This is a genomic window from Anaplasma bovis, assembly GCF_036903315.1.
GTDB classification, from domain to species: domain Bacteria; phylum Pseudomonadota; class Alphaproteobacteria; order Rickettsiales; family Anaplasmataceae; genus Anaplasma; species Anaplasma bovis.
The window spans coordinates 1-12,823 of record NZ_JAWLNY010000031.1 but is presented as its reverse complement, the minus strand read 5'-3'; the positions used below and the strand labels follow the sequence as shown (position 1 = coordinate 12,823).

Below are 12,823 nucleotides of genomic sequence, written 5' to 3'. Positions count from 1 at the left end.
AATAATCAAAAGGATCAAGAGCTACAGCCTAGTCAAACTTAAGTCACACAACACCCTGCCTTCGCGAAGTCAGCAAGGTAAAAGAAGGTATGCAGCTAGGAGGAGGATGGATACTCAATACACAGCACGTTGCAGAAACATGTAGCCTGACATCACAACCCAGCCCTGCGGATCATAAAAAAAAAGCTCACATTGAGAACTGCAGCCCAAGCAGATCTAAATTATGTAGCAACTATTCCGAATTCAGCTAAGTTGGCAAGCTAAGAGAATATGTACCAGTTAAGCATTTTTACGCTTACTGCCATAAGAGAAAAGCATGATCGCTACCGTGCACACAAATACCTGGAAAATCAGGTATCTAATAGACGCAGCCTCTCTGTACACAACGCAGTTCGCTACCCACAGTACGCAGTGCATTATAGTCATTACCCTGAGATATTCCCTTGGAGCCCAAGTGGTTCTGTGTCCATTCAAAATCTCCCCCACGAATACGCACAGTACCGAAGATGATATTAATGGTAGCATGTATATGATATCGCGAAAAACTCCTACACACAGTAGAGGAACACAGGGAACCTTTATTTTCCTACTGCACAAAAGAGACATGCATATGATATCAAATCTTGGAGTATACTCAAACATTACACCACTAAGAGCAAACTCTAGCAATATTAGGAACGACATGATGATTGTGAATAGAGAACCACCCACAAAATTCATTTCCATGTCGTCGTTGCAAAATTTACTTAGCATACTCCACATAACCAATGTCTAAAACCACCCTTAAAGTACTTTAGATACCGCTATACCTAACCTACAGGCAGATTTTATCATAAAAGACAATATGCCATATCCCGAAGCCATCTCTGCCCCCCTGTTCAAGGCTTCTTCCATATGCTCTCTCTCCTCCTCACGAAATTGAGCGATTTTCCCCATCGTTTCGGAATCCTTGTCCTCATTCAACAACTGCAGCTGTTTTATCTGGCTATCATAGTGTTCACAAATCACCTCTTCTACCGCAGCTGTGCACGCCATAGCAGCTTCTTTGCCCATGATGGCGGTAACATACCCCATACATACTGTAGCCACGTGCCATACGGGTAAAAATACTGTGGGGCGCACCCTCCTTTTCTTGATAGCAGAATTAAAATAAGCAAGATGTGCCTCCTCGTGCAGCTTCATATCCCTTACTACGCTTTCCTCAGCAGTTCCTCTTAATGCAATCTCCTGCCCACGATAGATACACACGGCCGCATATTCCCCCGCATGATCAACTCTTATCATGCTATTTATGCACTTATCACGCATCCGAACACACACGCCACATAAAATCAATATGTAATGCTTTTAGCACTTCTATAAGCCACATGTCAAACTATGGATGCAGCCCAAGTTTACGTGTATGTGTACCGTTAATATATTACGCTACCAAAGGACTTATGCGTACGTAGGTGTACAAAACCCCCGACAAGACACAATGTAAACACACAACATCTACCAGATATTGCAGTAAGATTTGCATATGTGTTAAATATTTAACTATTTACAAATCCCGTACATTCTTGTAGAATAAGGGGTAGTTTTTGAATTTCATCACGTCTCCCGTACATAATTTTACGTATGCACGCTTTGGAGTTTTCTTGTCGTGTATGACAGCATTACCCTATGAGGTACGTAGTGAAGCATTCTTTAGCGGACAGCAGCGTTGAACTTGGACCAGAAGGGTTTCCTGATAACCAGGGGAGCAACGCTGCAGGGCACGCACGTACAGACATCTCAAAATCGTATCATTCCCCTTTCGCCAGTAGCACGGCGCAGTCTGCTCCTTGCGATGCAGCCCTGTCGGATACTGAGGAAATTGCAGCATACCAGCTTAGTTCTTCCCTTGTTGGGCGTACACACAAAGGTATCGAAAGTGGGTGTGCTGACAGACGTACCCGCGAGAATGTTGGCCAAGACGCTGGAGTGCAAGCTCCTGATTCTAAGACTGTTGTTTCTACACTGTACGTGTCTTTATCGGATCAGGCTCGTGTAGTAGGCATGATGTCCTCCCACTCTGTTTCCAGCAGCGTGTTATCGAATAACGGCGTAAGTGATATGGACAAGTCACACAGAAACGATGACATTTCGAGACCGTATCATTCTTCTTCTCTGCCAGAGGCACGTACATATAGAGGCAAGAGGTACATTCTTGCACGTGTCATGCACAAAAAGGGTAAGGTACCTACCGTATATGAGATCCCTGCACGCGTTAGGAATCTGTATGAGAACGAAGTTGCTGGAACAATTGTGTCTTCTGGTTCTGAAGCTGTCTCCCTAACTGCGATCCGAACGTCGTTATCAAGGGAGTTTCCTGAGGGTGATAACGTAGTAGGAGGCATGGTGTCCCCCCCCCCCTCATTTTCTGCAATGTGTCATCTAATAATGGTGTAAGTAGTATGGATAAGCCACACAAAAACGATAGCACCATAGCTTCCCGCTATGCGCGAGTTGAAGACCGCGCTCACAGCAATGAGCAGCACCTACCGAAGGTTTATGGTTTGCGCAATAGATGGGGCAATAGCATTGAGCTAACAGCACGGCAGATTGTTGAAAGGAAGTTGAGGAACAGGGGTAAGGATTTTCGTCCCCTATTGCCTGATATAGAAGAAGAATCATTACGCAGTGCATGGAAGCACGCGCATATGTGTCGTGAACAAGAGCTAGACAGGGCTAGTACTGTCGAAAACAGATGTCAGGATAACGTAGCACGTAAGTTAATGGCCGGAGATGCTGTAGTGCAAGTTTTCAAGAAGTCCGAAACTGTCTACCTAACTTCGTATCGCATATCGTTATCAGGGGAGTTCCCTGGGGGCAACGATGTAGGAAGCACTCAGTATTCTGTTGAGTTTAGTAAGCCTCTCAAAGTACGTGAGTTTCATGTCAAAAATGAGAGCAGCGCACCGGGAGCAGATGATAGGTGCAATACCAGGGCGCGTAAGTTAATGGCGCGAGACGCTGTAGTGCCGGTTTCAGATTCGGATACTGTCGTTCCTATACGGTACGTATCTTTATCGGATGAGGCTTATGTAGGAGGAGGTATGATGTTCCCCCCTCCCCTCATTTTCGGCAATGTGTCATCTAATAATGGTGTAAGTAGCATGGATAAGTTGCAAGAAGATAGATACGATGCACACGCACGTAAGTTGCTTGGGCAAGACGCTATAGTGCCAGTTCCTGGCTCGCAAACTGTCTACCCTACGGGTTATACGTCTGCGCCTGAGTCAAAGGTCCACTCTGGTGGCCTGGAAAGTACAGGTATAGGGGAAGGGCAAGTGTTAGGGAAAGCAGTGTCCTACCATAAGCCTGAATCACGTACTCAGCGTACCAAAACTGCTATCTCAAAGAGCAGTGCACCTGTAGAAAAGGAATACAATGGCTTTGACAAGGAAGATACTGCAGTACAACATCCACGTCCTGAAGCTGTCTCTCTTGCGGGTCGTGTGTCTAGATCTGAGGTATCTCCTAGTGTTCAGGAAAATATTCCTGCTGCAAAAGAGGAACAAGTATTGGGGAAAGCAGTGCCCTACCATAAGCCTGAATCACGTACTCAGCGCACCAAAACTGCTATCTCAAAGAGCAGTGCACCTGTAGAAAAGGAATACAATGGCTTTGACAAGGAAGATACTGCAGTACAACAGCCACACCCTGAGGCAGCTTCTTTTGCAGGTCGCTATCTAGATCAGGAGCATCTCCCCACAGCTCAAGAAAGCGTTTCTGATGAAAGAAAGAGACAAGTATTGGATGCCAAGAGGGAGACCTATAGTGATCCACCTTCACACGTTCCCCATATCAAAACTGCTGTTTCAAAGGGTGGCGTGAGTGACGCGGGCTTATTAGCTAAGGTAAAAAAAGCAGCTACAAAAGGATACGCGCGTAGGCTGCTGAAACGTACACTGATAGCTGGTTCCTACTCCGAAGATGTCTCCCTTACGGGTTATGTATCTTTATCGGAGGAAGTCTCACATAATAGCTACGAAAATGAAAGAGAGGGTGAAGCAGTAGCACCCCGCACTGTAATGCCATCAGGGGCACCTGATAAGCAACGATCACATGTTACCCGCGCCCGATCTACTACCGAACCTACCATGTCAAAGAATGATGTAAACAGCATGTTATCAAATGAAATTGACGACCAGGTTACTGCTCCATTCGAGGGTAGAGCGCTTACGCAAGAGGAAATTCCTCAGATAAGGCGGGCTGGCATGAAACTTATAGACCGTGCATTGTCTATGCAGACCCCGTCTTCTGCAATACGGAGGTTAGAATTCGAAGATGTGCAAACTGGTGATGCAGCTATGAAGGACCTTCATAGGTCTTTCTTGCACATTTATGGCGTACATGACGATGCCCTTTGCATTTCCTCAATGAACTTCCTGACAGGGGTAGGAGGCGTCACCAAGAAGTCTGCTACATTGAATAAGTCGTTTCTGGATCAGTACCCGTCAGATGAACTGTGTAGTCTTCTGAAGATGACCAAGGAAGAGTATAAATCTAATCATGATAGATTTGGATATAGGGCTATATCCGCCACTGTGTTGAAAGAGTTGATATATTCTGCAGCTGCTGAAAAGGGTAAAAGCGTCACTAACATTCATCCTGCATTGATTGAAGAGCTCGTCACCACGGTGAGTCAGGCAGGCGTCTGTGGCTTTCCGTCTTTTGAAGTACAGCTATCAGGCTACAATCTATTTAGCAAGCACCCCCCTGAAAAGAGACATATTACCATGAAGCCTGTGAGCATGGGAGTGGACAGGGGTGTATACATAGATTTTAAGTCTGAAAACGAGCTGTCTGTGTATTCCCATTTTTACCCTACCCCATGGCTTGGTGGATATGTGGCAACACACATCTGGTATGATGTATCAGTGTCTCCTGACAATGAGCAACTGCACTATAAGAACTTTGTAGTGCGGATAGCATTTCCAGGCGTCGACAAAGTTCACCCTGAGAAGAAGCTTCGTTCCAAAATAGACGCCGAGCTAGACTCCGTGAAAGATGTAACTATTTTCAATAGCCCTCCACGCGTGATGCCAGTTGTAGGGTTTATGCTTGAATGGAATCTTCCAGACGAGTCTATTCCCATAGCTGACATGTTTAGTGTGCGCATTACAAAAAAGGCGACAATCAGGGATTCAGTCGAGTTAATAAAGAAACGTCTGCTACCCTCTACTGAACGTGATGAAGCATCAGGATCGGAAGCATCCGTGAAGGAACAAGAAGAAGGTACTAGAAAGTTTTCTATTGTCGATTTCATAAAATCAGTATTCATGCGTCTATACGGGGAAATAAGGTACCGTATTGCACAAATAAAGAAGTCGATCAGTTATCTGCTATCAGTAGTAGGGCAGTATTTTTACAAACCCAAAGCTGTACATAATGCCGATGAAAAACAAAGCTGTTCTATCGAGAGGGAGGCAGTTGCAGATTCCTGCATCTCAATAAGTGATAAGGAACAAGCTACCGACCTAATCGCGGAGTTACCTTCAAAAACAGCGGAACCTTTATCTACGGATGATGATATACTCGAAAAGGTGTCGACTGAAAAGACATCTGGAAGGAAGAAGCTAGGGGCGCGAAATGCAGCATCAGCACATCTGGGAGATAGAGATGTGGCTACAGAGACACAGTGTACACAAATGAGGAAAAGGCGCGGCAAAGGGGGATCACTACCGCGGCGATATCCTAGCTCTTACTTAAGTGACAGCAGCGTAGATGATGTCTCCCGTCGTCTAACTATTCACGTGGCTGCTCGCACTAGGTAAATAAAGGTGCTTACCTTCCGTCTATAAAGCACACTGTTCTGCCAATGCAGCACAGAAGTACAATGCATCATCTTTGTTGCCCTCCTAAACGGTAAAAGCACGTAGGTAGCAAGTTTCGCATATAAGCACAGACGGTCTGCAGGGCGCTTACTTATATCAAATTGTCTCAAATAGCGATCAAATCTTGCCAGCCTTCACAGTATGGGAGAGCTACACATCATCCTGATTAGATCTTCGTAACCGACAGAAGTAACACAGGAAAGAAATTGATAGGCCTCACCTTCACACAGAAGCTCCGTGCTACACACAAGGACACGCTACTTCTACTAAATTTCAAACTGCGATCAAATATTATAGGCCCTCAAATAATCTGTAATACAGCACCTTTGTTAGATTCTCTCAAACAGCAAAAGTGAAATGGAGGAACTTTGTAGAGTTTCACACAGAAGCTGTGTGCCGCGTGACACGCTTACCCTCTGCTAAATCTCAAACCGCGATCAAATATTGTAGGTCCTTCAATGCAGAAGCTGCGTGCTTCACAATGGCCCTTATTTCTACAGAATTGTCTCAAATAGCAATTAAACATTGTTCTGCCAATACAGCACAGAAGTACAATACATCATCTTTGTTGCCTCTCCTAAAATAGCGGAAGCACGTAGGTAAGTCTCACATATAAGCACAGACGGTCTGCAGGGCGCTTACTTATATCAAATTGTCTCAAACAGTGATCAAATCTTGCCAGCCTCCAATATAGGAGGGCTACACATCATCCTTATTAGATCTTCGTAACCGACAGAAGTGACATAGGAAGAACTTCAAGGTTTCACACAGAGGCTGCGTGCCGCACACAAGTACACGCTCACTTCTACTAAGTTTCAAACTGCGATCAAATATTATAGGCCCTCAAATAATCTGTAATACAGCACCTTTGTTAGATTCTCTCAAACAGCAAAAGTGAAATGGAGGAACTTTGTAGAGTTTCACACAGAAGCTGTGTGCCGCGTGACACGCTTACCCCTCTGCTAAATCTCAAACCGCGATCAAATATTGTCAGCCTTCAATATAGAAATGCAGTGTATAATTTTTATAGCCCCCGCCCACACATAGCGGAAGCTACATAGACAATAAAAGAAATTACGTCAGAATCTTATATCAAATCTGCAGATCTTCAAGGATGCTTACTAATATCAAATTGTCGTCCCAAACAACGAACAAATATTGTAGGCCTTAAATACAAAAGCTAGATAGGGCAATTCCCTTAACAGCGTATTGCACGTGCAATAATGTCAAAAGTTTATACAACGATATCCTTAATCAAAACCCCCTGAAGCACAGATACTTACTACCCGCTACCTCAGGGTCATTGCTGAAAAGGCACATAATATCTTATTTGACTGTTTGACTGAGAATTCATGTTAAAAATATCACAAAATGGCCTTTTATGGAGTGGGTTATGCATAAATATACATATTCCTGAAGTTGATATTTGTCATTTATATGCATTATTTGATTGATATACGTTAGAGATGTGACTATTATGTGACATAGTGTACGAATAACTACATATTTATAGATATGTAGTATCTGCACAACAACTTATGTTGAAAAATAGGTATAATATATGCTATCAGGAAATGATAATATAATGGCAGGTGGGCAGGTAGTCTCGTCTGTTGGTAGTGGTGGTGCGTTTGCTCACTTGTCGTCAGTACGCAGGCTGAGTATTCACCAGGGTAAGCTTCTGCGTCAGTTGCTTTATAAGGCCTTTGTAGCCTGCTGTGACCGCTCTATGTCTCTATTAGACTTCTGTGAGAAGCTTTCTCATGACGCTGTAGCTAAATTTGCAGATGTTGCAAGTGGTGGCAAGAATTCTTGGCGTTCTGATGTGGCACATGTTGCTAGCGCAGTAATAACTGGCTTGGCAGCATTCTTCGTATTTGTGAAATTTGCAATTATGGCAATATCTGGCTTGTTCTGGGCTTGCAATGTTGTACTAGGGGTGTTTCTAATTCATAATCTTATTCACACAGCACTTCTTGGAGTGGGTCACCTGGGTACAGAAGTGGCTACTCTGTGGAAGGGGTTTTTGTCGAAGCCCATGCAACACGTAAGAGAAGATGCGGGTGCTTTTGAGCGTGGTTTTATGACCGTGTTGCACAGAATTTCACTATATACTCTTGCAGTTGCATCCGTAGTGCCATCAATATTAACCGCTGTCCTTTCCGTGCCATTTAATCCACTATATATGCTCCTTAATGTTGCATTTCCGAAACTTGATTTGGAAGAAAGCAGAGCAACTAAGCAGGCTCTTTTAGAAATGTCGCGGGAGCAGGTATCTGCTATTACTCATTCCTCTATGAAATCGGCACTTGGTTTTATTTTGTCTAGTTCTGCTTTTCGTAATCCTTCATTGTCATTGGAATCATTAGAGTTTAGCGCAGTAAGAAACGCTGTCAGTACAGTGGTGGGAGACATTCAAGACCTCAATATGAACATTCGAAATAGAATTTCGAATGTTGAATCTGAGTTCAGGTATAGAATGAATGAGCAAGATCTTTCAGCTGATCCTGAAGTACAGGCAGCTTTAGCTCATATCTCTAATTGTGAAGAAAATTCGAGGAGAGTTAAAGTCATGGGCACAGAAATGTATGCTCATATGCTGCACTTGCAAGAGACGAGGCCTTTATCTACGAAGGAAAAAATTATCGTTAGGGTTCTGGAGCTTATGAAGAACAATCCTACTGACCTTACTTCAGTTGATGATATACGCGCTTTTAAGGCTCATGCAACCTCAGTACTGCACGAGGAACTAGTGGAAAAAGCTTCTGCGACTAACAGAATTCCAACTAGTATGGCGGATATTTTTGCAGAAAGTATGGACAGCAGTATAAGCATTGCTCATGCAAGCTAAACATTGATTGTATTGATGAAAGCGTAGTGCGAAGTACACTCTTAAAGCAAGGGTGTACTTCGTTATACAGCTTATTGGAATAATAGAAAGCAGTGGTAAAAAGATTAATTTCTTCCTACTTTTCTGTTTTCGCACGATAGGAATATCTCCTGCAATTGGACAAATTACACGCTTATATTGTATATGTACAACATATATGTTATATCTAGTACTTATCAGAATTGTGTTATATTTCTGTCTCAGCGCCTTTCTAATTTCTTACCCATGTCTATAGGTATAACATGACACCTGTCACGCGTAACTCCACAACGCATAGCACTTACTCACCATATATTGATGAAGTCTTCGGAGGCACGCCTCTAGATAGTATGGGCACTCTAATAGAGCAAGATATTGACCATGAAGCACGGAGAACAAGTTATTCGTCGCTGGGAGAAATATTTTCTCAGGGTGTCAGGCTTTCCTATAAACAAGCAGCGCCGAAAGCTCTATATACTTCATGTGCTATCTTATCAGCCTCTTTAAACACATGGGTGTACTGTGTGGCCTTAGCAGTAAATTCAGTATACCGCATTGCGCATTATGATAGGCTGTATAATGTGGTTAAAGGGATATTCATTAAGCATTCAGAAGAAGCCTCAACCAATAAGAGGTTGTTGACTAAGATAAAAGAGGTTGCAGTAAAGATATTTCTATCGCCTATATTGGTGCTATCGGCTACTATCCTGACATTAGTTTCAGTTATAACAATAGCTTTAGGAGCAGTAACATCGGTAATTGTTCCTGCTATCTCACCTATATTCTTGGCTTTATTTGCCATGCAAGCTCTTGTGACCGTTGTTGGAAATACACTCACCACTTCAAAAGAGGTATACACACACATTAGAGATCGAGTTTTGGGTGTCGGGGACAGCGTGGTTCCTGATGTTGATGCGGACTCTCAGAGTCAAGATGAGCAACAAGCAGCTGAATTTACCCAATCTATTTTCCGAAAAATCGCAGCATCAATAAGTGGTGCAGCTACCGCCGTATTTTTGATGCCAATACAGCTTTGTTTGTCACTGCCAAGTGTCACTATACCACCAGCTTTAGGAGCGCTTCTGACACCAGTGATGCTGATGTCTTCGTTATTCAATATTCAAAGTTTGAACCGGATTTTTTATGGTATGTCAACTTTGGTAAACCCTAAACGTACCATTGAATTCGACGGTAAGGAGTTTCGTACGGACGATCTGGATGAACTAGATTTAATACTGAGGATGCAGGGAATTTCCCCTTCTGCACTACGCAATACGTATAGGGAGCTTAGAGCAACTGGCATTGAAAGGGAGTTTTTCACACAAACTAGCCGCTATGCGAAGCGCTTAGATGCACTTAAGGCTAAGGTAAGACAGCTAAAATTTGCTGCTAAAGACGCGGTTATAGAGCTTGAGCGCGCTGGAAAGGTCTGTGAAAGAAATGCAACAATTGTAGAGGAGCTAGAGGCGGATCTGAGATTCATACGTGCTGGAGATAGTTCCGTGCAGCAATCTCGCACGAGCTCAAAGTTATTGAAGGCGGAAGCTGAACTTAGCGCCAGCGAGAAGAAGTTAGAAGAATTGCAAACCAGGCGCGGTTATATAGAGCATAAAATCTACAAAGCTGAGCTTCGCATGTTTTCTATAAGTTCTGCCATTGCGGTGATACGCAAGAATCTGTGGGAGCGTGCGTTTCTTACTGCCAGAGAAAACGTCTCAGCATTTGTACCTTCGGTTGAATCTGCGATTCTCAAAAACATTCTTGCCACCAACAACGTTGTTTTGGCTAGGAGGGACCTTCTTGAGGCTGAATCCAATCTTGATGAGGCAAGGAAGTCTTTTGCTGATGCCCAGTCCCAATTTTATGCAGCGAAATTTAATCCGCAAGCAGCAGAACAGGAAGGAGAGCAGGAGGTGGCTACCACTTCATCTGGGGATGAATCTGGTGTTGTATCTGATCAGCGCGCGAAAGCAGAACAGGATTTGAATCGTGCGAAAGAATCTCTAGATGCATGTTTAGAGGGTCTTGAGGTTGCAAAGAAGAATCTCATTGCAGCAGAGGCCAAGAAACAGGCAGTGGAAGAAGCTGAAGCTCGCACTATTTCCAAGTACACAGAGGTATTACGCAAGCGCGACAAGATCGGCATAGCATTGGAGAAGAGTCGCATAGAAGAGTATAAGAATAAAATCAGCATGTACGGCTTGATAGAGGCGCGAGATATTCGTGACATACCTGGCATTCAGAAATCAAAAATTCCTATAACAGAAAAAGAGAAGGAATTTATAAGGGAATATCTTAACCTTTCGTCAGAGAATATATCTTCTGCACGTGTGGTTATTGGCGAACTTCAGGGTAGGCTTGAGGATCCTACATATTATGAATCAGTAGTACTTGCGCACAGAAAAAATTTACTTCTACAGGGAGATAACGTCGCTATCACAAGGGCGGATTCAAAAGACCCAGAAACTGCGAGTATACTTGATGCTAAACTAATGTTACTTCCCTCTGCTAGGGCGGATTGCGAGCTAAAATCTGCGGAAGCGAGTTATAAAAATTCATTAAAGAAACTAAGCGATATTGATGCACGTATCATTGCTGATGATCGGTTATCACATTCTTCAGATGCTAGGATGGCGCGCCTGGAAGTTGATGATACAAGAGCGCTATACAATCTTGCCCTCAGAGAAAAAGATCTAGTTAGTGCTCAAGAAAAGATAGAGCAGTACACAAAACTTTACGATGCGTCAGTGGAAGTAGCTCGCAATACTGGTTATATTGCCTCAGTGGCCCAGCATGACCTAAATTTTATTTTATCGGCTGCCCCTGAAAACGAGGAAGAAATCTCAATAGCTTCTGATAGGCTTAGAAAAGCTAAGGAAGAGGCGGGAGAAGCTAAATTAGTTGTTGAACAGAATGCGGAACTCTTGAAAGAGGCCCAATCTGAGCTGAATTCAATTAAATCAACACTTCATGATGCAAAGCGCGCACGTCTTGAGGCTTCATATACTTTTAAGTCTGCAATGATCGAGCAAAGCAAAACCTCACCTGAGCACGTGTTATCTGAGAAGGAGAAGTATGCACTGGATGAGGCACATGTGTTAGCATCAGACGCGCACAGGAATCAGATAATTTCCGATATATGCAGCTTACTGTGTGATCCTCACGAGAAGGATGCTAGCTTTTCAGATGTTACAGAGCAAAAAATGTACGAAACCTGTAGTGACATTGCGGAATCGATACAGAAAAAGCGTATCGACATGTATAATGCACATCAACAGGCACATGAATCTGAGAAAAGGTTTTTACTTTACGTATACAACAAAGTGGAGAATGATCTCTCCTACGCAGAGTCTTTAGCTGCACTTGCGCGCGAGTCTGAGTCACGGGAAACTCGGGACAGTGCGGAGGGTTACGACCAGGTCGCAGCTTCTTTAAGGGACTTGAGTAACTCTGCAAGAATCGCAGTATCTGCTATGCAGGTCTTAAGTGATCAAATAGCTGCAGCTCATGACGTTCACAGTTATCAGCTTACTACACAAAGGATGATTTCTGCAGCTTACACAGACATAGCACAAATTCATAGTAGGGTTCACTCAGAAAAAGGTTATGAGGAAAAGTATGATATTGCTTACTACGGCTTAACAAACACGAGAATCAAGCTCTCTAGGCTTGCTGCACGGCATTGTAGCTCCATGGTAGAAGAGTGCATGTTGCGCTACAAGTATGAAAATACTGAGCAACTAAAAGCCTTAGCATCATCAAATGTCAAAAGAATTTCGTCTATGGATTTAATAAACAAAGCTCAAGCTGGGACGTCTGCGAGTTCACAAATGCATAGCGGCGCGACCGTTGAAGATGATAGAGCACATAGTGAGTCACTGCATGAAAGCGCATATTTGCTATATGACGTTGCAAATCTTATTGAGGATAGCTGCAGTTTTTCTGACAATATTATAGATACTGTAGACAACGTTTGTAAAAAACTCTGCAAGGCCTTTGAGGAGTTAGAGAGGGCAAAAGCGCTTTTAGGGGCTGCGTCACAGAGTGAAGAGAACGCAGCTATGGAGGTCTATAAAGACGCCGTGAGGCA

6 protein-coding genes are annotated in these 12,823 nt (G+C 43.5%); 4 read left to right on the top strand and 2 right to left on the bottom strand.

Annotated elements, in window-relative coordinates:
• Positions 1–279: 279 nt before the first annotated feature.
• Positions 280–753, bottom strand: coding sequence for a hypothetical protein (locus tag R4I06_RS03225; RefSeq protein WP_334414113.1), 474 nt, complete (start codon positions 751–753; stop codon positions 280–282).
• A 30-nt stretch (positions 754–783) separates the two neighbouring features.
• The gene (locus R4I06_RS03220; protein ID WP_334414112.1) at positions 784–1,308 is read right to left on the bottom strand and encodes a demethoxyubiquinone hydroxylase family protein; all 525 of its coding nucleotides are present in this window, start codon (positions 1,306–1,308) and stop codon (positions 784–786) included.
• A gap of 369 nt (positions 1,309–1,677) precedes the next feature.
• Between R4I06_RS03220 and R4I06_RS03215 the strand changes: the two genes are divergently transcribed.
• The 4 genes from R4I06_RS03215 to R4I06_RS03200 all read left to right on the top strand — a co-directional run.
• Positions 1,678–2,433, top strand: coding sequence for a hypothetical protein (locus R4I06_RS03215; RefSeq protein WP_334414111.1), 756 nt, complete (start codon positions 1,678–1,680; stop codon positions 2,431–2,433).
• 5 nt (positions 2,434–2,438) lie between these two features.
• On the top strand, positions 2,439–5,804 hold the full coding sequence (locus R4I06_RS03210) for a hypothetical protein (protein WP_334414110.1): 3,366 nt from the start codon (positions 2,439–2,441) through the stop codon (positions 5,802–5,804).
• 1,621 nt (positions 5,805–7,425) lie between these two features.
• Positions 7,426–8,715: a hypothetical protein gene (locus R4I06_RS03205; RefSeq protein WP_334414109.1), complete on the top strand. Its 1,290-nt coding sequence runs from the start codon at positions 7,426–7,428 to the stop codon at positions 8,713–8,715.
• Positions 8,716–8,996: 281 nt separating this feature from the next.
• Positions 8,997–12,823: coiled-coil domain-containing protein (locus R4I06_RS03200; protein WP_334414108.1), on the top strand; the 3,827-nt coding region annotated here is incomplete at its 3' end.